At 65.1% G+C, this 24,333-nt stretch carries 21 protein-coding genes, 1 tRNA gene and 1 pseudogene; 13 read left to right on the top strand and 10 right to left on the bottom strand.

Annotated elements, in window-relative coordinates:
• Window positions 1-173 precede the first annotated feature (173 nt).
• On the top strand, window positions 174-1,604 hold the full coding sequence (locus NA10_RS19465) for a stealth family protein (protein WP_067570122.1): 1,431 nt from the start codon (window positions 174-176) through the stop codon (window positions 1,602-1,604).
• Between the two features lie 38 nt (window positions 1,605-1,642).
• Here the strand turns inward: NA10_RS19465 and NA10_RS19460 are convergent, their stop codons facing one another.
• The 6 genes from NA10_RS19460 to NA10_RS19435 form a co-directional block, all read right to left on the bottom strand.
• A complete protein-coding gene (locus tag NA10_RS19460; protein ID WP_084515008.1) occupies window positions 1,643-2,581 on the bottom strand; it encodes a phosphodiesterase in 939 nt (312 codons plus the stop codon).
• Window positions 2,582-2,713: 132 nt separating this feature from the next.
• Window positions 2,714-4,111, bottom strand: coding sequence for an MATE family efflux transporter (locus tag NA10_RS19455; RefSeq protein WP_067569995.1), 1,398 nt, complete (start codon window positions 4,109-4,111; stop codon window positions 2,714-2,716).
• Entirely contained in the window at window positions 4,108-5,280 is a 1,173-nt protein-coding gene (locus NA10_RS19450; RefSeq protein WP_084514973.1) for a PLP-dependent cysteine synthase family protein, read from the bottom strand. The genes NA10_RS19455 and NA10_RS19450 overlap by 4 nt, the downstream gene beginning before the upstream one ends.
• Window positions 5,281-5,410: 130 nt before the next feature.
• Complete coding sequence (locus NA10_RS19445) at window positions 5,411-6,751, bottom strand: type III PLP-dependent enzyme domain-containing protein (RefSeq protein ID WP_245677603.1); 1,341 nt, start codon at window positions 6,749-6,751, stop codon at window positions 5,411-5,413.
• Between the two features lie 61 nt (window positions 6,752-6,812).
• A complete protein-coding gene (locus NA10_RS19440; protein WP_174562533.1) occupies window positions 6,813-7,802 on the bottom strand; it encodes an ornithine cyclodeaminase family protein in 990 nt (329 codons plus the stop codon).
• Window positions 7,799-8,878 carry a TauD/TfdA family dioxygenase gene (locus tag NA10_RS19435; protein WP_067570116.1) on the bottom strand — a complete coding sequence of 360 codons (1,080 nt, stop codon included), beginning with the start codon at window positions 8,876-8,878 and terminating at the stop codon, window positions 7,799-7,801. The genes NA10_RS19440 and NA10_RS19435 overlap by 4 nt, the downstream gene beginning before the upstream one ends.
• Before the next feature lie 225 nt (window positions 8,879-9,103).
• Here NA10_RS19435 and NA10_RS19430 point away from each other — a divergent pair, with 225 nt between their 5' ends.
• From NA10_RS19430 to NA10_RS38210, 9 genes are all read left to right on the top strand, one after another.
• Complete coding sequence (locus tag NA10_RS19430) at window positions 9,104-9,862, top strand: lytic transglycosylase domain-containing protein (protein ID WP_245677602.1); 759 nt, start codon at window positions 9,104-9,106, stop codon at window positions 9,860-9,862.
• A 453-nt stretch (window positions 9,863-10,315) separates the two neighbouring features.
• A complete protein-coding gene (eno, locus tag NA10_RS19425) occupies window positions 10,316-11,602 on the top strand; it encodes a phosphopyruvate hydratase (protein ID WP_067569993.1) in 1,287 nt (428 codons plus the stop codon).
• Between the two features lie 108 nt (window positions 11,603-11,710).
• Window positions 11,711-12,397, top strand: a complete 687-nt coding sequence (locus NA10_RS19420; RefSeq protein ID WP_067569990.1) for an FtsB family cell division protein — start codon at window positions 11,711-11,713, stop codon at window positions 12,395-12,397.
• Window positions 12,394-12,936 carry a DUF501 domain-containing protein gene (locus tag NA10_RS19415; RefSeq protein WP_067569988.1) on the top strand — a complete coding sequence of 181 codons (543 nt, stop codon included), beginning with the start codon at window positions 12,394-12,396 and terminating at the stop codon, window positions 12,934-12,936. Before NA10_RS19420 ends, NA10_RS19415 begins: the two co-directional genes overlap by 4 nt.
• Window positions 12,937-13,893, top strand: coding sequence for a Ppx/GppA phosphatase family protein (locus NA10_RS19410; RefSeq protein ID WP_067569985.1), 957 nt, complete (start codon window positions 12,937-12,939; stop codon window positions 13,891-13,893). It begins immediately after the preceding gene.
• Between the two features lie 139 nt (window positions 13,894-14,032).
• A complete protein-coding gene (locus NA10_RS19405; protein ID WP_067569983.1) occupies window positions 14,033-15,499 on the top strand; it encodes a peptide MFS transporter in 1,467 nt (488 codons plus the stop codon).
• Between the two features lie 137 nt (window positions 15,500-15,636).
• Window positions 15,637-15,710: transfer RNA gene (locus NA10_RS19400), tRNA-Leu, on the top strand.
• Window positions 15,686-15,877: a hypothetical protein gene (locus tag NA10_RS38215; RefSeq protein ID WP_218021554.1), complete on the top strand. Its 192-nt coding sequence runs from the start codon at window positions 15,686-15,688 to the stop codon at window positions 15,875-15,877. Before NA10_RS19400 ends, NA10_RS38215 begins: the two co-directional genes overlap by 25 nt.
• Before the next feature lie 66 nt (window positions 15,878-15,943).
• Window positions 15,944-16,432 carry a hypothetical protein gene (locus tag NA10_RS38210; protein ID WP_067569981.1) on the top strand — a complete coding sequence of 163 codons (489 nt, stop codon included), beginning with the start codon at window positions 15,944-15,946 and terminating at the stop codon, window positions 16,430-16,432.
• Window positions 16,433-16,588: 156 nt separating this feature from the next.
• On the opposite strand, the pseudogene NA10_RS39545 reads toward NA10_RS38210, so the two are convergent.
• From NA10_RS39545 to NA10_RS19380, 4 genes and pseudogenes are all read right to left on the bottom strand, one after another.
• Window positions 16,589-17,329 (bottom strand): annotated as a pseudogene (locus tag NA10_RS39545) (recombinase family protein); the annotation flags it as partial.
• Window positions 17,330-17,625: 296 nt separating this feature from the next.
• Window positions 17,626-17,967 carry a hypothetical protein gene (locus tag NA10_RS36875; RefSeq protein ID WP_157556617.1) on the bottom strand — a complete coding sequence of 114 codons (342 nt, stop codon included), beginning with the start codon at window positions 17,965-17,967 and terminating at the stop codon, window positions 17,626-17,628.
• Between the two features lie 615 nt (window positions 17,968-18,582).
• A complete protein-coding gene (locus NA10_RS35740) occupies window positions 18,583-19,863 on the bottom strand; it encodes an outer membrane protein assembly factor BamB family protein (RefSeq protein WP_169812612.1) in 1,281 nt (426 codons plus the stop codon).
• A 115-nt stretch (window positions 19,864-19,978) separates the two neighbouring features.
• Entirely contained in the window at window positions 19,979-20,581 is a 603-nt protein-coding gene (locus NA10_RS19380) for a hypothetical protein (protein WP_067569975.1), read from the bottom strand.
• Window positions 20,582-20,717: 136 nt separating this feature from the next.
• Between NA10_RS19380 and NA10_RS36870 the strand changes: the two genes are divergently transcribed.
• The 3 genes from NA10_RS36870 (at window position 20,718) to NA10_RS19365 (ending at window position 24,268) form a co-directional block, all read left to right on the top strand.
• Window positions 20,718-20,912: a hypothetical protein gene (locus NA10_RS36870; protein ID WP_157556616.1), complete on the top strand. Its 195-nt coding sequence runs from the start codon at window positions 20,718-20,720 to the stop codon at window positions 20,910-20,912.
• 798 nt (window positions 20,913-21,710) lie between these two features.
• Entirely contained in the window at window positions 21,711-22,316 is a 606-nt protein-coding gene (locus NA10_RS19370; protein ID WP_067569971.1) for a restriction endonuclease subunit S, read from the top strand.
• A gap of 2 nt (window positions 22,317-22,318) precedes the next feature.
• Window positions 22,319-24,268 carry an N-6 DNA methylase gene (locus tag NA10_RS19365; protein WP_067569969.1) on the top strand — a complete coding sequence of 650 codons (1,950 nt, stop codon included), beginning with the start codon at window positions 22,319-22,321 and terminating at the stop codon, window positions 24,266-24,268.
• Window positions 24,269-24,333: the final 65 nt, after the last annotated feature.

The raw sequence follows: 24,333 nt of genomic DNA, 5'->3' as shown, positions 1-24,333 counted from the left end.
GCCACTCGGCGTCGACGAACGCAGCGGCAACGAAAACCCGGCGCACAATGGATTTCGCGCCCCCGGCCCCAGCCGGGCGTGTTGCTGCGGTGCAGGGGTGACAGGTGTGAGGTGATAGCGCGAGAGAGCGGAGATCGGTGATGGTGGAAATTGGTTCGGGGCAGCAGCCGGACATGGTGGCGATGGTGGGCGGCGCGAGCGTGGCGAATCTCGTGGCCTCCGACGCGGTGATCGACGATCTGCGCTATCTGCGCGCGGAGCTGAGCGCCGCCGGGGTGCCCTACCTGCTGGTGCGTGACTCCGATCACCGACTGGTGCTGGCGGTGGACAATGCGCACCGGGGTGCGCTCAGACGGGTGCTCGGGGCCGCCGTGGTCGCCGGCTTCTCCTGCAATGAGAAGCAGCACAATGTCTTCCGGCTCGGCCGGGATCTGGACACCGCCCATCACGTGGATATCGAGCTGTGGGAGTACCACGGAGATACCGTGGAATGCCCGCGTCCGAATGCCCTGACCCGCAATGTCTTCGACCTCGCCGATGTCGAACAGGGCACGGTGCTGCTGTTTGACACCAGCTGGCCGACCCTGGAGGGCATGTTCGCCCCGCATCCCACCGATGTCGGCTTCGATATCGATATCGTCTTCTCCTGGGTGGACGGCACCGATCCCGAATTCCGCGCTCGCCGTGCGGGAATGATGGCGCAGGTGGTGGTCGGCGAGGGTGATGAGGCCGATGCCCGCATCCGCCAGATCGACGAACTGCGCTACGCACTGCGGTCGGTGTACAAGAATGCGCCGTGGATTCGGCGCGTCTTCATCGCCACCGATTCCCGGGTACCCGATTGGCTCGCGGCCGATCCCCGGGTGACGATCGTGCGCGCCATCGATCACTTCGCCGATGCGAGCGGCCTGCCGGTCTTCAATTCCCATGCGGTGGAAAGCCAATTGCAGCATATCGAGGGGTTGTCGGAGCATTTCCTGTACTCCAATGACGATATGTTCTTCGCCCGCCCGGTGCGCCCGTCCATGTTCTTCACCCCGGCGGGCATCAGCCGCTATATCGAGGCCGGAACGCGAATCGGCCCGGGCGCCAACAATGAACGCCGCAGCGGGTTCGAGAATGCCGCCCGCATGAATCGGCAGCTGTTGACGCGCAGGTTCGGGCATATCATTACCCGGCATTTGGAGCACACGCCGGTTCCCTTGCGGCGCAGTGTGCTTCATGAGATGGAACGCGCGTTCCCGGAGGATTTCGCGCGCACCCGCACCAGTCGTTTCCGGGCCGCCACCGATATCTCGGTGACCAATTCGCTGTATCACTATTACGCGCTGCTCACCGGTCGCGCGGTACCGCAGGAGGCGGCGAAGGTCCGGTACGTGGACACCACGCTGTACACCGGGCTCGCACTGCTGGACGGGCTGCTGCGCCGGCGAAATGTGGATTTCTTCTGCCTCAATGACGGCAGTTTCCCGGAGGTCCCCGAGGCCGAGCGGGTGCGCGCGGTCTCGGAGTTCCTGGAGACCTACTTCCCCGAGCCCGCCCCCTGGGAGAAGCCGGATTCGATCACCAGCGGACTGGCAGCCCTCGAATCCGGCGCTGCCTGAACGGCTCTCCGTTGCTCGCCTGACGGCTCGCCGGTGATTCAGCCCGCCTCGGTCGCGGTATCGCGCCGCCGCAGTACATGCGGGATGCCCCCGGCGGGCGGAATCACGATCCCGGCGTCGGCGAGCCGCTGCGCCGCCTGCTCCGGGGTCTGCGGTTCGCCGACCGTGGCCCCCGCGCCGAGGGGCACCACCGAGTGCACCACGGTGTCGGGGTAGATGTGCACGTAGTTGAACGCCTGCGCCGCGTCCCGGCCGCGAATCCCGCCCTGCCGCACCGCCAGATCCTGGCTGTAGCAGGTCGCCGAGGCGACCGAGACCGGAATTCCGGCGAAGGTGGCGTTGGTGGAGAAGTGCAGATGGCCCGCGAGAATCGCGCGCACATCGGTGCCGTCCAGCACATCGGCGAGGTGGCGCTGATCGCGCAACTCCACCGTCACGGCCGGATCCAGCACGCACGGGATGGGCGGATGGTGCATGGCCACAATGGTGCCGAACGGCGCGGGTTCGGCCAGCACCTCGCGCAGCCACGCCAGCTGCGCCTGGGTGATCTCGCCGTAGTGGTGCCCGGGCACGGTGGTGTCGAGGGCGATGACGCGCAGCCCGTCGAACATGTGCACCACGTCCAGCGGTGCGGCCGAACCCTTTTCGTCGAGCATGTGCACGCGCAGCGCGGCGCGATCGTCGTGATTGCCCGCCACCCAGACCACCGGTGCGCCGATGCGATCGGCCCACGGCTGGACGAGTGCGCGCAGCTTGCGGTACGCGTCCGGCTCACCCTGGTCGGTGAGGTCGCCGGTGAAGACGATTGCGGTCGGTTTGATATGACTCGCCTCGGCCTCGCCGAGCAATTGGCCGAGTCGGGCCTCCGCGTCGACGTCCCCGTAGAGATCGGCGTCCGCGGCGATCAGATGGGTGTCGCTGAAGTGGAACAGCACATGGTCTGCCCTCGGGTACTCAGCGACTCTCGCGATGTACACGGACATCCTCCCCGGATGGTGTGTGCCCTCGGCTTGCCGATTTCCGTTCGCCAGACTAGCGAAGCCGTTTCCTCCAGCTTGCCCGCGGCCAGTGACGGCATGCTTGCGAGTAGGTGAGATTTATGTGTCGGCTCAGTGCCCGAGGCTACCGGCCAGCACCCGTGGATGTTCCTGCTCACGCGCGTGCAGCAGCGTGAAGTAGCGCCGCAGCATCAGGGCAGCCGTGGTGGCCAGACCGGCGGTCAAGCCCCACCACACACCCGCGGCCCCGAGATGCAAGGGGAAAGCGAGCAGCAATGCCGTGGGCAATCCCACAATCCAATACCCCACCAGGGACAGTCGGAAACCGGCCCGGGTGTCCTTGAGCCCGCGCAGCAGGCCGACGCCGATGTTCTGTGCGGCATCGCAGAATTGCAGCACGATCGCTATGAGCAGCAGCGTATGCGCGAGTGCGACGGTGGCGGCGTCGGTGTCGTCCAGGAAGGGCAGCAGCACCCAATCCGGTGCGGCCACATAGGCGATGCCGGTGACCGCGGCGACGATGCCCGCGTAGCGCAGCGCCAGCCAGGCCACCGAGCGCGCGTGCCGGTACTCCTCGCGCGCCACGGCCTTACTCACCAGGATCGACGCACCGTGCGAGAGTCCGATCGCCACCTGGAAGACGATGTACACGATCTGATAGACGACATTGTGCGCCGCCAGCGCCGCCGCGCCGAGGCTGCCCATGACCAGCGCCAGCACCGAGAACATGCCCGCCTCGGACCCGTAGGTCAGCGCGATCGGCGTGCCCAGGCGCAGCTCGTCGCGCACGGTTGCCCATCGCACCGGCCACAGGCGAATCGGCAGTGTCGCACCGAGTTCGGCATCGCGGTACACCATGGCCCAGAAGACCCCGAAGGTGATCAGGAAGACCAGCGAGGTGGCCACGCCGATACCGGTCAGCCCGAGTTCGGGCAGGAACGCCCAGCCGTGCATGAAGCCGAGGGCCAGCACCACATTCAGCGCGACGGAGCCGAGCGTCACCAGCAGCAGCGCCTGCGGCCGCTGCATCCCCACCGAGTACTGGCGCAAGACCTGGAACCACAGACAGGGCAGCAGTCCCGGCGCGAGCGCGACCATCATCGGCCGCGCCTCCGCGAGCACCGTCGCGTCCTGTCCGAGCCATCGCAAGGCCCAGCCGAGCCCGATAAGCACGGCGCCGCCGCACAATCCGGCAATGGTGGCGATCATGAAACTCGACCGCACCACCTCCCGCACCTCCCGGTCGACACTCCGCCCGCCCTTGCCGCCCCGGCTCACCACGGTCGCGACCTGATTGCCGGTCCCGGTGATCAGTCCGACGCACATGGTCCGAATCTGGTTGAACAGCACCAGCGCCAGCCCACCGGCGGCCACCTGCCGCACCCCCAGGGTGCCCATCAGCGCGATATTGGTGGTCGACACCGCGACCTGCGCGAGTTGCGTCAGCGCGATGGGCGTGGCCAGCGAATACAGCTGCCGCCCATCGGATTGCCGAGGGCCGTAACTCATTTGCCCGCGGCCCCCGCCGCGTAACCGGGCATCGTCGCGGAGTCGGCGATGCCGGAGTCCGTCGCGGGCTGCCCGGCCGACGGGATCACGATGGTGTGTGTTCGGGTATCGCACTCCCGGGGATTGAGCGCTGGCGAGTAGCGGTCGAGCATGCGGGCGACTTTACTTTCGGTATCGGAATCGAGCAGATCCCGGTCGTTCATCCATTCGTCGTCGAAGACGGTGTCCAGGTACTTCTCGCCGCCGTCGCCGATGATCGTCACCACCGTGGACCCGGCCGGGAAGTCGTCCATGCGGTCCAGCGCCGCGAAGACCGATCCGCCCGCGGAGCCGCCGATCATGAGCCCCAGCTTCGAGGCGATCACCCGTGCGGTCGCGAACGCCTCCACATCGGAGACCTTCACGCCCTCCTTGAGCAGGCTCATATCCTCATCGACGGTTTTGCCGGGATCAGCGCCCTCCGGGGTGCCGGTGCCCGACTGCCAGTACGGCCCCGCCGGACCGCCGAAGGCGATGGACCCCACCGGTTCCACGCCGTACATCAGCGGTTCCAGTCCGAGATCGCGCAGCCGCCGACCGGTGCCGAAGAGCGATCCGCCGGTGCCGACCGCGGAGATCAGCGCGTCCACCCGGCCCAGATCGGCGAGCAATTCATCGGCGAGAACGTAGTAGCCCAGCGGATTCGCGTCATTGTTGTGCTGTTCGGTGAAGTAGGTGTTCGGCTCGAGTCCGGCGCGTTCGGCCGCCTCGCATTCGTCCCGCGTCATTTTCTCGGCGAGTTCCTCACGGGCCGAGGTGGAGAGGCTGTCGTCGTCGCCGTCGGAGACGAATACCAGTTCCGCGCCCATTGCCCTCATGGTCCGAAGTTTGTCGCGGCAGGCATGGTGATCGACCACCGCGGTGAAGCGATACCCGCGTTCGGCCGCGATAACCGCGAGCCCCAAACCGGTATTCCCGGAGGTGGATTCGATGATGTGCCCGCCGGGTCGCAGCAGTCCGCGCGCCTCGGCATCGTCGATCATGGCCTTGGCCATCCGGATTTTCGCGGCTCCGGTCGGGTTCATGTTCTCGAGTTTCAGGAACAGCCGGGTGCCCGTATCCGTTGCCGCCAGCTCGAAGAGCGGGGTGCGGCCGATGAGGTCTGTCACTCGAGAGGTGACAACCGGCATGAACGTATCTCCTTGTGATCGGTGAATATGCGGATAACTGCTGTTCAACGCATTCGATCGAAGCTCAGGCAAACAGTAGTGCACCGGGCTCGCGGTCGGCGCGGCGAAGCGGGAAACGCACGGCGGCCGGTCAGGGGCCGTCAGGCTCCCAAATGAATGGTCGTTCCCCGTCGCCCGGACGTAACACGACTTTGGGGGGAATCGGAAGTTCGTGGAATTCCGACTCATTACTGTCCATCTGATACCCGGCGGTATTGGGGTAAATGAGCAGATCGTCCTTTTCCGCCGGGCGGGGGAGCGGGATGCGACGCCAGCTGATCATGTCGTCCTCGAGGCAGCTGGCTCCGCCCACGCAACTCGGGGTCACCGTGCCGGGTAGCTCGGGCCAGAGCACCGGATCCGGCAGGTATTCGGTGCCGAACCACTGTTCGGACACGCTCAGGCTGGTGCCGTTGACGGTCAGGATGCGGTACGGATGGCCTTCGGCGGTACGGGTTTTCACGCCCTGGACGGCGAAGACGGTGCTGCCCGCGCGGTCCAGCAGGGCGCGGCCGGGCTCGATGGCGAGCCGAATTCCGGCGGCGCGCAGGTGTGCCGCGAGATCGCCGTGATCGAGGATGGCCGCCAGCATCGCCGCGCCGGGGACCGGGCAGTGATAGGGGTAGTAGGAGTCGGGGCGTGGGGCGTGCCCGGCATGGAACCACTCCGGATTCACCCCCGCGCGGAAGGTCTTCCAGGCCGCGGCGGGCACATAGTCCACCCCGAAGCCGCCGCCGATGGACAGCGTGGTGACCGGATGGCCGAGCACCCGCGCCTCGCGGCAGCGGCGGATCAGGTCGGCGGCCAGTTCGGCGCGCGCGGCCACCTCATAGCCGCGCAGGTGAAAGCTGTAGCCCTCCAGGCGAATCCGGCTGTTGTGCACGAGAGTCAGTGCCGCCAGGTCGAGTTCGTTGCCGGTCATGCCGAAACGGCTGGTGGAGTGCGGCGGTAGCGCGCGCAGCACAATGCGCGCGGGCAGTCCGAGGGCGGCCAGGTGCGCCAGCTCGTCGAGGTCGCCGATGGCGATCACGGCCTCGTGGCGGGCCGCGAGCACCAGCAGCTCATAGGATTTCGCCGGACCGGTGACCATGAGGTCGCGGCCCGCGACGCCGCCGCGCAGCGCCGCGCGTAATTCCCCCGGACTGGAGACGTCCACGCCCACACCGGCTGCCACGCAGGCGCGCACGATCGCCGGTGATTTATTGGCCTTCTTGCCGTAGTAGATGGCCCCCACCACGCCCTTGTGCGCGAACACCCGTTGGAAGCTCCGAATGTTCCGCGTGACCCGTTCGGGGTAGAGCAGATGGAACGGCCCGTCAACGTGTTCGGCGATCTCGCGCAGCAGTCGCGGATGCGCGAGGACCCGGTACTCCCACTCATCGCGATGGGCGGGCATGGGCGCGGCCGTGATGGCTTCCAGGCCGGGCGGCACGGTCAGGGGCTCAACGGTGTCCGTCAGGGCTGTCTCCCTTGTTCGGCGGACCTGATGCGGTTCAGTCCCACAGCGGTACCTCCGTGCCGCGGCCCTCGGCGATGGCACGGGTGGCGAGGGCGTGGGCGACCGCGATATCGGTCAGCACCAGGCCGCTGTTGTAGACGAAGACGCGTTCGTCGTCGGTGCGGCGGCCCACGGCGCGGCGGTTCAGGATCTGCGGCAGTTCGGCGTCGACCGGGCGTAGTCGGCCGTCCGGACCCGCCATATCGGTGCCGGTGAGCGCCATTTGCTCGGCGCTGGTGGCGATTACGCGATCGGCCTCGGTGAGGGTCGAGGGGGCCAGGCCGTAGCCGACCAGCACCACGGTCGCACCGGGGGCCAGATCCTTGGCCTCGATGGCGACGTGGGTGCCCGGTCCGGCGGTGGCCAGAATGACATCGGCGCCGCGCGCGGCCTCGTGCGGATCGCTCACCAGTTCCAGTTCGGCACGCGGATCGTGGTCCAGCAGTTGCCGTCGCACCGATTCCAGTCCCTCGGGATGGGTGCCGTAGAGCATCAGCCGGTTCAGCCCCGGATTCGCGGTGAGCAAGTGCGGCAGCGCGTTTCGGCCCTGGGTGCCGGTGCCGATGAGCAGTACGCTGCGCGCCCCCGGTCGTGCGGTCTCGCGCACCAGCAGCGCCGAAACCGCGGGCGTGCGCAGTGCGCCCACCCGCGCGCAGTCCATCATGGCCACCGGCATTCCGGTGGCATCGTCGTAGAGGGTGATGGTGGTGTAGTACCGCTTGGTGGAACGATCGTGATGCGGATCGAATTTGTACGAGGTCTTCATGGCCACCACGCGCCGCCGCCCGTCGCGGCCGAGCATGGCGTACGCCACCGACCACCCGTCCGGATGCGCGACGCTGAGTTTGCGCGGATTATCCGAATCCCCCGCGGCGAAGGCGAGATACGCGTCCTCGACGGCGCGCACCACGTCGGCGGGGCTGATCGGCACATCGGCGAGATCGCTGCGACTCAGGACGCGCAATGGGGTGGGTCGGGTATTCACCTGCGGTTACCTCGGATCGTGTGGAACGGGGCCACCACCCGCTGGCCGTATCCGGTCTCCGCGGCTTCGGACGCATCGCGGTGGCGCTGGGCCAGCCGGATGTTCACTCGCTTGAGCCAGCGATCGGTGCCGTTGTAGCGGGGGGTGAACGGCACTCGTCCGTGTACCACTACGTCATTGTCCACCAGCAGCAGTTCTCCGGGGGCCAAAGCGGCGGTGATGCAAACCCTTTCGAGCTCCTCGGCCAAATGGTCGTAGGCCGAGCGGAATTCGGGGCCGGCGTCGTCGAGCGGGGTGTAGGCCGGATCGAAGCGCAGGGTGAGCTGTCCCTGATCGCGGCCGAGAGTGGCGACCGGCGGGGACGGCTGATTCGGGAACCCGGTGCCGTAGGAGACGTCCGGCAGAATCGGCAACTCCCGCCGGGAGAGCCGATCCCGTTGTGCCGCAGTCAGTTCCACGCGCCGGACGGAGGAGACGGTGGTGCCGACCAGGTCCGGATTGCGCAAACACCCCAGCATGAGCAGATTCGCGCGCAGCGGATGGAAGGCGTCCTCGGTATGCGGGCTCAGCAGGGCGGTGCTGCTGGCCCCGGACTGCTCCCGCTCATGCCCCGGGGTGGGCACGATATTGTTGACCAGCCGCCCGCCCTGCTGTCCCTGCCAGCCGAAAGGCTCACCGGCACAACGCGCGAGCAACAGCATGGTGATATCGAGCGCGAAGGATGACGAGGTGCGTCCGGGCTCACCGGCCCAGGCGGCGGCCTGGCGCCAGTCCATCGGCGTCTGCCCGAGTTCGGTGTCGCCGAGAGGTAGCCGGCCGATGACTGTCACGCCCGCCGCGGTGGCCGGTGCGCGCATGGCGTGGTGCACATCCTCGGGTAGTTCGGTGTAGCGGGTTTCGATGTGTTCCAGCAGTTCCGGATCGCCGAGCGTGGTGGCAATCGCCCGGCTGGGTCCGACTGTGACGGCGATCTCATTCGCCAGGGTGCGAACCGCGGCGCCGGCGGCCGGTGGCAGTTCGCGTCGTTCGAGTTCCGAAGGGTGAAACGTCTTACGTTCGGAGAGAACGCTTTTCACCAAGGGGATGCCTTCCTGGCCTCGGAGGTGACGTGGTGTTTCTCGGTACCCGTGGGAAGTTAGCGGCCGCCGCCAAATTTGGCAAGGCTTACCTAAAGGGTATGTTGGAAAGATAGCTGAGAGGTATCAAAGGCTAGCGGCGAGGGTAACCGACGCGTATCGATCCGGGCGACTCGAGCAAGCGGCCGTTCACGTTCATGGCTGGAACAGCGAACTATCTGGATGATGAGAAGGGTGCGTCCCCGCAAAGCCGATGTCGGCCCCACCGTGACCCGCGTCGGCCTCTTCGGCACGGCGATCGCTCTCGTGCTGCTGACAGGTTGCGGCACAACGAATCTCACCCCCGTGCCGGACTCCATGCCGCCGGGGGCGGGCGCGCCGCTGCCGGTCATCGACCTGGATGCCCCCGGCCGCAGCGCGATTCAGCTGAGCACCTGGGCGAAGGGGCAATCGGACGCACTGGGCATTTCCCAGGTGGCCCTGGAGGCGTACGGGTATGCCGCCGCGGTCATGGCCCGTTCGCGTCCCGAATGCGGTATCGGCTGGACCACCATCGCCGGAATCGCCAGCGTCGAGAGTCGGCACGGCACCTACCACGGTGCGAAAGTGGCCGCCGACGGCAAGGTCTCACCCCCCATCCGCGGTATCGCCCTCGACGGCGGTCCGGACGTAGCCCACATTCCGGACACCGACGGCGGTAAATACGACGGCGATCCGGTCTACGACCGCGCCATGGGCCCCTTCCAGTTCATCCCCGAAACCTGGCAGCACTGGGGCGTGGACGCCAACGGCGACGGCATCGCCGATCCGGACAATATCGACGACGCCGCCCTCACCGCCGCCCGTTACCTCTGCGCCAGCGGCGGCGACCTCACCGGAGCCCCCGGCTGGCAACAGGCCCTCATGACCTACAACCAATCCACCGCCTACATGAACAAGGTCCGCTACCGCGCCGCCGCCTACAGCGTCGGCCGCGAGGCCTGAGGCCCAAGCACAATCCCGCCCGCCCCCAACGGGGTTCAGTTGCGGATTTCCCGCAGCGCATTGACCGTCGAGGTTGGCGGCCGTCCCGGTTCTGGACTGAGTGGAGCGGGGGAGCGCAGCGGGGGAGCGGAGGGAGGGAAGAACCGGGACTTCGGGGCCGCGAACCCCGCCCGGAGCGAAGCGAAGGGCAGAAAACAGAGCACCCGCTCGCAACGGGGTTCAGTTGCGGATTTCCCGTAGCGCATTGACCGTCGAGGTTGGCGGCCGTCCCGGTTCTGGACTGAGTGGAGCGGGGGAGCGGAGGGAGGGAAGAACCGGGACTTCGGGGCCGCGAACCCCGCCCGGAGCGAAGCGAAGGGCAGAAAACACAGAGCGCCGAAGACCCAGTAGGCTCGGCTGCGCACGGGAATGCCGTGCGACCTGCCGTGTCAGCAGCCGAAGGAGTGTCGTTTCGTGGCCATCATCGAACAGGTCGGAGCTCGCGAGATCCTGGATTCGCGTGGCAACCCCACTGTCGAGGTCGAGATCGCTCTCGACGACGGCACCCTCACGCGCGCGGCCGTGCCGTCCGGCGCCTCCACCGGTGAGCATGAGGCCGTAGAGCTGCGCGATGGCGGCGACCGCTACAACGGCAAGGGTGTGCGCAAGGCCGTCGAGGGTGTCCTCGACGAGATCGCGCCCGCCGTGATCGGTCTCGACGCCGTGGAGCAGCGCACCGTCGACCAGACCCTGCTGGACCTGGACGGCACCCCGGACAAGTCCCGCCTGGGAGCCAATGCGCTGCTGGGTGTTTCGCTGGCCGTGGCCCGCGCCGCCGCCGAATCCTCGGGCCTGGAACTGTTCCGCTACGTGGGCGGCCCGAACGCCCATGTGCTGCCGGTTCCCATGATGAACATCCTCAATGGTGGCGCGCATGCCGATACCGGTGTCGACGTTCAGGAATTCATGATCGCCCCGATCGGCGCGCCCACCTTCAAGGAGGCGCTGCGCTGGGGCGCCGAGGTCTACCACTCGCTCAAGTCGGTGCTCAAGGCACAGGGCCTGTCCACCGGTCTCGGCGATGAGGGCGGCTTCGCCCCCGATGTCGCGGGCACCAAGGCCGCGCTGGACCTGATCGCCATCGCCATCGACAAGGCGGGCTACAAGCTCGGCACCGATGTGGCGCTCGCGCTCGATGTCGCCGCGACCGAGTTCTACACCACCGGTTCGGGTTACAAGTTCGAGGGCAGCATCCGCAGCGCCGCCGAGATGAATGACTTCTACGCCGAACTGCTCTCGGCCTACCCGATCGTCTCGATCGAGGATCCGCTGTCCGAGGATGACTGGGACGGCTGGGTCGCGCTCACCGATTCCATCGGCGACAAGGTGCAGCTGGTCGGCGACGACCTGTTCGTCACCAACCCCGAGCGCCTGGAGGAGGGCATCGCCAAGGGCGCGGCCAACGCACTCCTGGTGAAGGTCAACCAGATCGGCACCCTGACCGAGACCCTGGACGCGGTGGATCTGGCGCACCGCAACGGCTACAAGACGATGATGAGCCACCGGTCCGGCGAGACCGAGGACACCACCATCGCCGATCTCGCGGTGGCCGTGGGGTCCGGTCAGATCAAGACCGGCGCACCGGCTCGCTCGGAGCGGGTCGCCAAGTACAACCAGCTGCTGCGCATCGAAGACGCGCTCGGCGACTCGGCGCGCTACGCCGGTGATGTCGCCTTCCCGCGTTTCGCGTTCGAAGGCTGAATAATCGGTACCTCCGGCCCTGACGGACGGGGGTAGGGGTTTCAGGGGCCAAGCCCCTGAAAGCCTCCGAGAGTTGGGCATTCCAGCGGCTGATTTTCGAGGTGTGAGATGACGGAGCGACGGGCGCGCGGAACCAGTCCGGCAGGACGCGGTGACCGCCGCCCGTCGCGTACCGCCAAACCTCGCGCGGGTGCGGCGAAGCCGAGGTCGGGTGCGGCCAAACCGCGCACCGCGGCCAAGCGCACCGAATCGCGCTCGGCGAGCGGCAGCGGTAAACGTCGTTCGGCCGCGGGCGCCGCCACCGCCAAGCGTTCGGCGCGGGCGAAATCCGATCGGCACGAACGCAAGATCCTGGGCCTGTCCACCGGTCGCGCGATCCTGCTGGCCGCGGTGCTCTGCGGTCTGGCGCTCACGCTGGCGGTGCCGCTGCGCACCTACTTCAGCCAGCGCGCCGAAGCCGCCTCGCTCGCCGCCCAGCGCGAACAACTCCAGGACGATGTCGCCCGCCTGCGCGATCGTCGTGCGCAACAACAGGATCCGGCCTACATCAAGGCCGAGGCCCGGGACCGTCTGCGCCTGGTGATGCCCGGGGAAACCCCGTACATCGTGCAGGTGCCCGGTATCGAACAGCCCGCCGTACCGGCCGCGCCCGTCAAGACGCGGGAACCGGACCCCTGGTACACCGAGCTGTGGCGCAGTATCTCGCTGCCGCAGCCCAGTACCGCCCCACCCGCGAATCCGATGCCGCCCGCATCGAATCCGCCCGCCCCCGTCGAGGAAGGACAACCCAGGTGACAGCGTCCGAGAGCCACCGCACACCCAGCGAGCGGGATCTCGAGATCGTCGCCAAACAACTCGGGCGTGAGCCGCGCGGTGTACTGGAGATCGCGTATCACACCCCGGATGGGTTGCCCGCCGTGGTGAAGACGCAGCCGAAGCTGCCGGACGGCACCCCGTTTCCGACGCTGTACTACCTGACCGACCCCCGGCTCACCGCCGAGGCGAGCCGGTTGGAGACCACCGGCATCATGCGCGAGATGACCGAACGCCTCACGCACGACGCCGAATTGGCGGCCGGATATCGCGCGGCGTACGACAGCTATCTGGCCGAGCGCAATGCCATCGAGGATCTGGGCACCGATTTCGCCGGCGGCGGTATGCCGGATCGGGTGAAATGCCTGCACGTGCTGATCGCGCACTCGTTGGCCAAGGGGCCGGGGGTGAATCCGCTGGGTGACGAGGCGGTGGCGCTGGCGGCCGAGCACGGGTTGCGCGGCACCGCGATTCCGGCAGACTGGCCCGAGTACGAGCAGCACGCGGAGGGCGAGCAGTAGATGAGTGACCGGATTGCCGCGATCGACTGCGGTACCAACTCCATTCGACTACTGATCGCCGATGTGGTGCGCGAGGGTGACACCCCCAAGCTCACCGATGTGCACCGCGAAATGCGGATCGTCCGGCTGGGTCAGGGCGTGGACGCGACCGGTGCGCTGGCCCCCGAGGCCATCGAGCGCACCCGCGTGGCCCTGCACGACTACGTCGATCTCATGATCGAGGCCGGGGTGACCCGGGTGCGGATGACCGCCACCTCCGCCACCCGCGATGCGAGCAATCGCGAGGACTTCTTCAGCATGACCGGCGTCGAACTGGGCCGCGCGGTCGAGGGCGCGTACGCCGAGGTGATCACCGGCGATGAGGAGGCGCGCCTGTCCTTCGCCGGAGCGGTCGGCGAATTGTCCAGCGAGGCAGGGCCTTTCGTGGTGGTGGACCTGGGCGGGGGTTCCACCGAGGTGGTGCTCGGCGACAGCGACGGCGTGCGGTCCGCCTACTCCGCCGATATCGGCTGCGTGCGCATCACCGAACGCTGTCTGCACGGCAATCCGCCCACCCGCGAAGAAGTCGCCTCGGCCCGCTTCTTCGCCTCCGAGCGGCTGGCGCAGGCTTTCGGCGTGGTGCCGGTCGAGCGCGCGCACACCTGGGTCGGCGTCGCCGGAACCATGACCACGCTGGCCGCGGTAGCCCTGGACCTGCCCGAATACGATTCGGAGCGGGTGCATCTCACCCGGCTGTCGCTGACCGATCTGCGCAAGGTCTGCGATCGCCTGATCGCCATGGATCACGATGAGCGGGCCGCGCTGGGGCCGATGCATCCCGGGCGGGTCGATGTCATCGGCGGTGGCGCGGTGATCGCCGAGGTGCTCGCCGATGAGCTCGCCCGCCGCGCGGGAATTGCCGAGCTGATCGTCAGTGAGCACGACATCCTGGATGGAATCGCCCTCTCCATCGCGTGATCCCTCGGGTGGGGTGATTCCCTGGCAAACTGAGGGTCCTTGTCGAGCCCGCTTTCACCAGTGTGTTCGCTGTGAATTTGTGACGCAGGTCAACAGTTGAGGTTGCTGTCAGATTGCCCCATATGGGAAGGTCTGCTCTATGTCAGAAGTAGCCCAGCATGCGAAACCGGTCTCCGAACGGACCCTGTTCGGACATCCCATCGGTCTCGCGAATCTTTTCGGCGTCGAGTTGTGGGAACGGTTCTCGTTCTACGGCATGCTCACGATCCTGGGCTACTACCTCTACTACACCGCTTCCGAGGGTGGTCTGGGGCTGGAGAAGTCCACCGCCACCGGCATTGTCGGCGCGTACGGCGGTCTGGTCTATCTCTCCACGGTGCTCGGCGGCTGGATCGCGGACCGGGTGCTGGGGATGGAGCGCACCGTCTTCTACGGTGGCGTGGTCGTCATGGCGGGCCATATCGCGCTGGCCGTGATTCCGGGGCTGGCCGGCGTGGGCGTGGGTCTGGTGCTCGTCGCGCTGGGTTCGGGTGCGCTCAAGGCGAATGCGTCCTCACTGCTGGGCACGCTCTACGCCAAGGGTGACGCGCGCGCGGACGGCGGCTTCACGCTGTTCTATCTGGGTATCAATCTCGGTGCGTTCGCGGGTCCGCTGATCACCGGTCTGCTCCAGGATCATGTCGGCTTCCACTACGGCTTCGGCGCGGCCGCGATCGGTATGGCCCTGGGTCTGACCCAGTACGTGGTGTTCCGCCGCAATCTCGGCGGACACGGTCGCGAGGTGCCGAATCCGTTGCCGCGCACTGCGATTCCCAAGACGGTGGCGTTCGTCGGCGCGTTCGCGGTGCTGGTCGCGGTGGCGGGGCTGACCGGTCTGCTGACCCTGTCGAACCTGCCCGATGTCACCACGGGCGTGATCGCGGTGGCCTCGATCGCGTACTTCTACATCATGCTCACCAGCCCGAAAGTCGATGCCGTCGAACGCGTTCGGGTGCGCGCCTTCATACCGCTGTTCATCGCCAACGCGGTGTTCTGGTCGCTGTTCCAGCAGATGTTCACCGTGCTCGCGGTCTACTCCGATGAGCGTGTGAACTGGGATGTCTTCGGCTGGACCGCACCGTCGAACTGGATCGGCTCGATGGAGCCGGTGTGGATCATCGCGCTGTCCCCGCTCTTCGCGATCATGTGGACCCGCCTGGGCGACCGCGCCCCCAGCACCCCGCGCAAATTCGCGCTCGGCGTTTTCGGTATGGGCGCGGCCTTCATGCTCTTCGCGCTCTTCTCCGGCACCGAGGGCAAAGCGGTCCCGATCCTGTTCGTCTTCGCCGTGCTGGGCGGCTTCGCCATCTCCGAACTCCTGCTCTCCCCGATCGGCCTGGCGGTCACCACCAAACTGGCCCCCAACGCCTTCCGCGCCCAGATGATGGCCCTGTACTTCTTCTCGGTCGGCATCGGCACCTCCATGTCCGGCGTCCTGTCCAAGTTCTACGACCCCTCCCACGAACTCGCCTACTTCGGCCTCACCGGCCTGATCACCATCGCGGTCGGCGGCATGGTCTGGGCCATCGCCCCCTGGGTGACCCGCCACATGGAAGGCGTCCACTGACCACCCACCCCCACCGAACCAGGCCCGTCCCCCCTTGAGACGGGCCTGCTTCACTTTTCGACCCCCCACCCCCCACCAAGAAATCCACCCTCGGGTTGATTACGGCACGACCGTACGGCTCGGTAGTCTGACCCAACGCCCCCGTAGCCCAATTGGCAGAGGCAGCGGACTTAAAATCCGCACAGTGTGGGTTCGAACCCCACCGGGGGCACGTACAGCATCTACAACAGCCGCGCCCGGCCTATTGCCGGGCGTTTCTGTTGTTGCGGTATCGGCGTCGCCGATGATCGTGGCCGCCTGGGCGATGTCGGGGACGTGGTCGGCGGGCAGCGTGATGGTGATGGTGGCGCGGGTGGCGTTGTCGTGCAGCTGAATTGAGAGCTGGGTGATCTCGAACAGGCGCTGCAGCAACTTCTCGGGTGCGGTATCGAGGTTGAGCCTGAGGTGCGGCAAGGCGTCGAGCAGTGCGATATCCGCGTCGGCGGGGCGACCGGGCTTGGTCTTATCGGCCGCGTCGAGTTGGGCGATGTCACTGACAGCGGCCGATTTCTCGTTCTCCAGTTCGTTGTAGGTGTTGCGGAGGGCCTTGGTGAACGGGTCATCGGGATCGCCGTCTTGTGCTTGGCGCAGAACGGAATTCTGACGGCGGGTCAGGTCCTCCACGATTCGCTGGAGCCGTTCACGCTCGGCTTGTCGTCGTCTGGTGGCTCGGTCGTCGATCCCGGCGATATCCGCGGCGAGCAGCTCCTGACGGAGTGCGCCGAAGACGCGGTCGGCGTAGAACTGCGACACCGCGTCGAGGACGGCGTCTTCACGGATGTAGATCGTCTTGGGGTGACCGGCGTAAGCGTCGGGGCGTCCCCGGTTGTTTCCGCGTGGCCAGCATTGGTAGTAGACGTGCCCACGGCGCGGGGCGCCTTGCATGCGCCGTGAGCATTCGCAGTGCAGCCGGCCTCGGAATGCGTAGCTGTGGATGGTCAGAGGGTGGGAATTCTTGTCGCTACCGTCCCGAGATCCGCGTCGAGCTTGGCGGCGGCCGATCAGCTCGTCATACATCCACTTGGGGATCAGGGGTTCATGGGCGGGTTCGGTGGACCACACCCACTTCACCGGATCGTTGACTTTGCCCCTGCGAGAACGACTTGCGCGGCGGTTGAACACCTGGAATCCGGTGTACTTCGGATTCGACAAGATCTCGTACACGCTGGTCTTGCCCCACGCCCGGCGTGCCCGGCTCGCGACCGTCGGCTCCGGTGGCGGGTATTTGGCCGGGTCGGCATTGAGCCTCTCAGCGATGGTGTCGTAGCCCAGGCCTTCGTAATAGCGCCACACCGCGATCTGTGTCACCGTCTCACCGCGAACACCATCCGGTTCCAGCCGCGACTTGGTTTGTGCGCGAGCGGCTTTCGTGGGGTTGGGATGCCGATAGGACTTCGCTTTGTATCCATAGGGCGGCTTGCCGATATTCCAGCCCTCGCGGACATGGGTGCAGAGTCCGCCCCAAGACTGCTCGAGGGTGTTGAGGACCTCGTACTCGGCCACCGACTGATTGATACGCCGCTGCAGGATCCGCTGCGCGCGACTGCCACTGATCGTGATCGGCTCGTTCGCCGCGAACAGCGGCACCTCGCCCCTCTCCAACTCCCGCTCGATCGACAACCCCTCATAGGTGCGACGAGCGACACGTGAAACGGACTCGCAGATCACAACGTCGAACCTGCGATTGGGGTATGTGGCTTCCTCGAGCAGATCGGCGATGCCGCCGTCGCGAGCGATCGGTATGTCGAACCGCTCGTAGTTGGTTCCGTGTCCGCGGTCTTCCAACTCCATTCGGCCGGACTCGACGTCATAGAAGTGCGCCACGATCACCCAAGACTCCGGGATCGCGGTCTTGGAGTTGCCGAGCTGGCGCAGCATCGATTGGCGCGGGTCCTGCTGGTCCTCGGTGGAGGTCCGCCCAAGGAAGGCGACCCGCACTTCATCCCGGAGCAGAGCGACCGGCATACCGAGTGGGGAAACTTCGTAATCCGACAGCCCCGACGGTCCCGACGCCGCCGCCGCGCCCGATGACAGCGTCCGCCGCGTCAGAGCCGGTGCCGGTGGATTGACCGTGATGTCGTCCTCATTCATGCCGCCTCCCCATCCTCCAGAAATTGTCCACCATCGTGCTCAGCGGCCGCCCATTCAAGTAATTCACGGATAATATCGGCGAGCTCATCACGTAACCGATCGGCTTCAGATCCATGAACACTTTTAACGCGACCAGAAAATTGACAGTGGTGCCGATGATTTTTCAATTTCCGATCGTATATCCACACCGAACCCGAATCCGATGTTCGCGCGATACGGTCATGGTCGTCGCTGGCGGCACCTTCCGAGCAATGCAGTCGATCGTCTCCCGCCTTCCCGTTGTGGTCGGTGCCGCCGAGACGGACGGGGCGCGGCGTCGGTGCTTCGCCTGTGTTCATTGGTCACTCCCGAGGGCGCAAGAGCTGATCGCAGATGATCCGGACACGCCCCTACTGCACGCACACCCCCAAAATGCGACATCTGCATCACATCTTCACGACATGGGACGGCGGGCTCCGCGCGGGCAGCTCGTAAGCCGCGACCTGCACGATCTCTAGATCATGGGCCAACTGGAAGCAATCCTGGACATGTCATGATGTGCCGCCGCGCCCGTTCGTGCGGGTCAGCGGAATCCCAGCCGTCCGTAGCGTCGGTGCGGACCCAACGGTATCGAGTGGATACGTCCCGTTGTGATGCGAAATTCCCCCATGACCAGCGATCTCGTACCGCACAATCGATCGACGATCGAGATGCTTTCCGACATCGCGACGCCTGCGAATCCGGCCATGGCGGCAGTGCGGCCGTTCCACCGCGATTCATTGCGCCACGGCCGGTGTACGCCGTGCGATCGCGGCTGGGACGTTCATGGCAGGCCTCTGCCCACATTCGGGACGGGGCGACCGCCCGCCGTAGGAACGGGACAAACGGGACCGAAACGCTCAGGGACAAGAACCTTCCCGCCAATGTTGGCTCGCCAGGCGGCGCGGCCCGCAGAGCTCCCGTGGCGTCGTCGTCTACTTCGTCGGCAAGTAAATGCCTTCTCTCGTGATGCCTAGGTATTTGTCCACCCAAGTGGGTGCTACCACTGGCGCATCCGGCAAGTCATTACCGGAGTTTACATCCAGCGAGACGGCCTGCTTTCGGTTTCCGCCTGTGGTTCCATAGATTATCCCATGAAACGCGCCGGTGATTGCGGGCGCCGTCCGGTTTTCGTCCGAAGAGAACTGCCAGACTGTTTCACTGGGGGAGCGAGTGTCGATGGAAATGATTCGACCGTTAACGATCTTTTCCTGGCAGATCAGTGCGGTGGATTTGTCGAAGAAGCAATCCCAGCCGGGAGTCAGGTCGGCCCTCGTCTTTGCCTTATCGGAATACAATGCTGTTCCGGTGGCGGGATCGAGAAGATTGAGATCAACTGTTCCGCAGGTACTCGTCACTATAAAGTCGGTGATTTCGGGTCGGAGAAAACCTGTCACGCCATGATTGGGGGTCGCCGTTTCCCATAGGGCATTTCCATCCGAGTCCGAGAGGCCAGTCAAAGCGGTGTACTTGACGTTATTCTTCTTCGTCATAATATTGCCCGATACCACCCCCTTGCCGACATTGCCTGCCAGGAAGCCGTCCTTCTTCCAGCGGATTTGCTTGGTCTGCAGATCCACTACCCACGTCGCCGTCATGGTGTCGACCCAGTCGCAAAAGGTGGTTTCACCCGCTGAAATGACAATCGAGTCGGCACTGATCCCGACGATCCTGAGATGGTCCACCAGTGCCGAGCCGACGTCGAGCACGTTGTTCCACCGCTGTTTCCCCGTCGACGCATCCACGGCGAGGATTTCGAGCGATCTTCGATCCTTCGATGTTCCGCTGCCTTCTGTCACGCCACCAAATGCTGTGATCGCCAGATCATCGGTTCGCACCGGTGCTGCTGCACTCCATCCCGCACCCGGGCCCGCATTCTTATTGGGCGACAACTGCGTCTTGGTCGTCCATTTCTGCTTATCCCCGGACGGATCGATCGCCGAAATGGTTCCGGCGCCGGATGCACAGTACAAGAGGCCGTCACCGGATGAGCACTCACCCAATCTGCTCGCGGGATTCAGCGGGCTCTTCTGGGAGATCGGCGAAGCATTGAACACCCGCGGCGGATCGAACGGCTTCTTGTTTCCTGCACTAGCCACCGGCGAACTACCCGGATGCTCGGACGGCCCGGTGCCGCTCCCGCTGCTTCCGTTCGAGCAACCAGATGACAAAGCGAGCAATATCGCAACTATTGCCACGCGCTTCTTCGAGACCACTCTCGCCACTCTCTATCCCCGACAACTGCCGATCCGGCAATGCGAACCACACTATGTGCAGAGGTGATCTCCCGCAACATGAGATATCAAGGCGGGCAACGATATTGACCACTCCTCATGAGGAGGTGGAGCTGCCGGCCAGTGAGAGAGCCTCTGGGAGCATCTCCTCAATCCATCCGACTGTGGCCTCCGCCGATGCTGCGTCGAGGCACGCCGTCTCGGTGAAACCGTTCTCGGCTGCGACGTTGCACACCTCCGCCACTGGTACGCCCGCGCTTCGCCACCGCTCAACGACCGCGTGTTCGACGGCGAGCGCATCGGTCCGGGGCAGCAGCCATCGGCACTGTCTTCCGTCCAGTTCGACGACTCGCCACCCACGTCGGCGATGGGACTTCAACCTGGTCGATACCGCTCCAGCCACACCGACTTTGAGCGCTCGGCGGCGCTCTGACCAGACTAGATAAAGCACAGTTGGCTCGGTCGCCCGGCGTTGGAGGGCACAGTCGAGGCACCGCACCTCAGTCTCGTCGTGCAGATCGTAATCGGCCGGCAAGAACCAGCCCTCGGCATTCGCCATGGCACGCAGGGCTGCGATAGCAGCAGTGTCAGCTGCCGTCTCGTCCTTCGGGCCGTGTACGCGGATAGTGACTTCGACCTCGCGGAAGACGCGACCACAGGTGCCGCAACCCGGCAGCCACGCCTTCAAATACCTTGCCATGACGCCGATTGTCCGTCCTAGCCTACGACTGTGGATTCACTTTCGGATGTGACGAGATGCCTGACCCCGCCTTGCCGCAGCGCGCCGGATCACGACATCCGCGCACCGCCTTCGCGGCCGCGACCTCGAAGGATGGATGAGTACCGACGATCTGCAGCGTCAGCTTCTCGTCGGGCATCAACGGATGGATTTCATCGTGTACGAGCCCATCGCGCTATTCGACATGGTGCCGAAAAGCGGCTTGAGCCACCAGAAGCCGAAGCCTGGCCGCTTCGCGGTCCCGGTCGTACGTCAGGATGCGAGCGAGCCGGGCCTCCTCGCGGCGCTGTGATTCAGCCTTCCAGGTCCGCTCCCGCTCCTCCGTCCACGCGTCAATGTCGGCGGCGGTGCGCGGCTTGAAGTCCGGCTCCGCACGGATCCACTGCTTGAAGATCTCCCCCACGCGGCCGCGAGTTCATCAGCCCGGTCGTCCATCACCCACGGGTCCCAGTGACTGTCCCTGTGTATCGAAGCCATGAATGCCCTGGCTTGGATGAACTGCTCCACCGTTGCTGTGGCGTCTTGGCTCCACGCTCGGTCGGCCCTACCTTGGCAGCCGTGATTGCACATCAATCGAGCCCAGTGCCACCAAATCCCAGTATTCACTGAGGGATAGCTGAGCTCAGCGGCGCCTCTTTGCGGCCGGAGGTCGACTGCAACCAAGTCGCTTGCGAAGGCTCCTTCGCACGGGATTGGTGCTAGTGTGGCTCTCGTCCAACAGATCCCGCATCGCCCCGTGGAGATTGCCGTCAGCGCGGGGCGATGCGGACCGACCCGCTTAGCAACAAAGCAAGCAGGAAGACGGTAGGCGATGGGAATTGCCCACTTCAACAGTTCATGGTATCTGCCCCGCCGCGACAGACGTGCCGCCTGGTGCGGGGTGATCGTCGTGGTGCTCGTCGTTGTAATCGGTTTCGCCGCCGGGTACGGCGAAGCGGTGGCAGGAGCGCTCGTCACGGTCGCGGCCAGCGTTACAGCATCCGAGCTAATCAAGATCAACCTTCGCAACAGGCCACGTAGCGCTTAAACCGACAGGCAGGGCCATGGCGACGGTCGCCATGGCCTTCGCCCTGTCGACCGAGGAAGTCAGGTGTACATCGTGATCAAGGATGAGCACGTCGCCCTCAGGGATCTGGTGGAGATCACGCCCGGCCCTTCTGGATCACTGCTGGGCAAACTGGACAGCGAGCCTGATGGCGTCCCCGTGGTGAGTCCCTCGGACATCGCCGGATGGAACCAGGTGAACTGGCGGAAGCTACGCCGACTACCCGAAGGTGAAGCAACACGACTGGAACGGTTCCGACTTCAGCGCGATGACATCGTCCTTGTTCGCCAAGGCTCACTCGGCAGATTGGCGCTGATCGGTCCAAACCTAGAACGGGCGCTATACAGCTCCTCGTGCGCCCGAGTACGCCAGCGCGACAGCCGGGTACTGCCCGAATACCTTTCCTTCTACCTGTCCTCGCCGCCAATGCAGGAGGAAATGCTCAAGCGTGCGGGTCGAGGAACTGTCCCATCCATCAACGCCACAAACTTGGGCAGCCTACCGGTCGTCGTCCCGCCACTGCACCGCCAGCGCGAGGTGGTCACGGCGATCAGCGACATCGATGAACTCGCCCTCATACACCGCGAAACCGCGGACCGGCTCGATATCCTCAAATTCGCGTTGTTCGATGACTTACTGGACAGGCGGTAAGAATGCACACCACGGATCTCGCGCAGAAGGTGTTCAAGGCCGCCGACGTCCTTCGAGGCGCGATGGACACCGCACAGTACATGGGCGTTATCTCGGTTGTACTTTCCCTCAAGTGGGCATCCGAGCACCCCGATAGGTTGACGGTCCCCGAGGAAGCACAGTGGGATCGGGTGGTCGCGGCCATGGACCGCTCACCGTCTGATGCGCTGAATAAGGCTGTGACAGCATTGGTTTCGCGCAATCGGGATGTATTCACCGACCTGGTTGTCGAGATCGCGCCCCGCACAGGTCTGAGCGACGCTGCGGCTCGGCAGTTGGTATCGATCGTGGACGAGATCCCCTTCGGAACGAGCGACCCTAAGCCCGACGACGAAGCCGGTCAAGTGTTCGAGCAAATTCTCGACGCTTTCGCAGATAGGGACAGGCGTGTTGAGTTCTATACGCCGCGCTCACTGGTCCAGCTCATGGTTCGACTGGCTGATCCCCAGCCGGGCGACTCAATCTACGACCCGTGCGTTGGTACCGGTGGCCTACTGACCGCCGCCCACACCTATCTCTCGGAACGGTCCGGACAAAACAGCGAGTCTCTGACATTCTTCGGGCAGGACATAAACCTCGAGACGTGTGCCATCGCGAAGCGCAACCTGATGCTGCACGGGATCACCAACGCATCCATCTTGCGCGGCGACGCACTTATCGACCCGCGCCACCTCAATGACAGTGGAAGCATGAAGCGCTTCGACCGCGTGCTGGCCGACCCCCCGCTCGGTTTGCGATACCAACAGCAGATGCTGAGGGTCTCTCAACAAACGCAGTACGGTCAGAGTGGGAAGGCGGACCTGATGTTCGTCCAACACGTCCTGGCCTCACTGGCACCCGCTGGCACGGGTGTCATGGCTGTTCCATACGGCGCTCTGTTTCGCGGCGGGGCCGAAGGACTGATCCGTCGCGGAATCGTCCAGGATGGCAGAATCGCAGCCGTCATCGGGCTTGGACCCAACTTGTTCAACCGGACATCGATTCCCATTTGCCTTCTTGTTCTGCGAGGAACCGCTGGCGCAGAGTCTAGCGAGCGCGAGGTGCTATTCATAAATGCCCAGCAGGAATTCGCTGTGGATCGTTCGAAGAACCATCTGGCACCCAGCCACATAGAAAAGATCGCGACCGCCTTTCGCGAACGTCGAGAGATAAGCAACTTTGCGCGATTGGTGCCGATCGAGGAGATCGCAGCCAACGATTTCAACCTCAACGTCGGCCACTATGTCGATTCTCAATCTCTGACCCATACGAGACCGAGCATTGACACCTTGCTGACCGGCGGCGGAGTACCCGTCGGAGACATCCAGGCGCAGCACAGCAAGTTCGCCGCGTTTGGGATCGACCTGCGAGATCTCTTCGTGCCCGGCAAACCCGGACATCTCGATTTCCCACTCCAGGGGTGCGATACAACTGCCGCAACCATACCGACGCTCACCGCGGCGACTGAGGCCACGTTCGCAACCGCTGTCAGCTACTGGTTTCAGGAGTTCCAGCGAGAGCAGAGCGTGCTCGTCAGCCAACAACCAGCAGATGCTCAAACCTACTTCGCCGAAAGATTTCGCCACGCACTGATTACCTGGAAGATCCTGGACGACGAACAGCTCAAGGGCCTGTTCGTCGACTGGTGGACACGCAATCAGAAGGACCTCGATCAACTGCCAAGCGAGACCGTAACCAACGCTGACAAATCCAAAGACGCCGTGGAGGCGCTGATCCCCGACAGGATCGGCGTAGATCTCGTCACTGGGGTCATGAGGCTAGTGGCGCACAAACGCAATCAACTGATCGACACGTACCTGGCGTGGGGTGACCAGTACAAGACATCGCTTGAGCAACTGGAACGTAGGCGAGAGCAAGTATCTTCGCGCCTCGCGAAGCACCTGCACAAACTCGGCTACCAGTGGCCGGTCTAGTAGCAACCGAGCTACCGAGCTCTGGGGTGCAAGCGGGCCTGACCGGTCCCCGATGACGAGCCATG

The sequence above is a fragment of the Nocardia acidivorans NBRC 108247 genome, assembly GCF_001625085.1.
Classification (GTDB): Bacteria; Actinomycetota; Actinomycetes; order Mycobacteriales; family Mycobacteriaceae; genus Nocardia; species Nocardia acidivorans.
The sequence above is the reverse complement of the archived record's forward strand: the minus strand, read 5'-3'. Positions and strand labels throughout refer to the sequence as shown.

Bases quoted from the DNA above. Each gene is read 5' to 3' on its own strand.
- NA10_RS19450 (WP_084514973.1), bottom strand. From the start codon at position 5,280: ATGCCGGTTGTCACCTCTCGAGTGACAGACCTCATCGGCCGCACCCCG.
- NA10_RS19405 (WP_067569983.1), top strand. From the start codon at position 14,033: ATGTCAGAAGTAGCCCAGCATGCGAAACCGGTCTCCGAACGGACCCTG.
- NA10_RS19380 (WP_067569975.1), bottom strand. From the start codon at position 20,581: ATGGCAAGGTATTTGAAGGCGTGGCTGCCGGGTTGCGGCACCTGTGGT.
- NA10_RS19455 (WP_067569995.1), bottom strand. From the start codon at position 4,111: ATGAGTTACGGCCCTCGGCAATCCGATGGGCGGCAGCTGTATTCGCTG.
- NA10_RS36875 (WP_157556617.1), bottom strand. From the start codon at position 17,967: ATGAACACAGGCGAAGCACCGACGCCGCGCCCCGTCCGTCTCGGCGGC.
- NA10_RS19430 (WP_245677602.1), top strand. From the start codon at position 9,104: ATGAGAAGGGTGCGTCCCCGCAAAGCCGATGTCGGCCCCACCGTGACC.
- NA10_RS36870 (WP_157556616.1), top strand. From the start codon at position 20,718: ATGAGTACCGACGATCTGCAGCGTCAGCTTCTCGTCGGGCATCAACGG.
- NA10_RS19420 (WP_067569990.1), top strand. From the start codon at position 11,711: ATGACGGAGCGACGGGCGCGCGGAACCAGTCCGGCAGGACGCGGTGAC.
- NA10_RS19465 (WP_067570122.1), top strand. From the start codon at position 174: ATGGTGGCGATGGTGGGCGGCGCGAGCGTGGCGAATCTCGTGGCCTCC.
- NA10_RS19410 (WP_067569985.1), top strand. From the start codon at position 12,937: ATGAGTGACCGGATTGCCGCGATCGACTGCGGTACCAACTCCATTCGA.
- NA10_RS19365 (WP_067569969.1), top strand. From the start codon at position 22,319: ATGCACACCACGGATCTCGCGCAGAAGGTGTTCAAGGCCGCCGACGTC.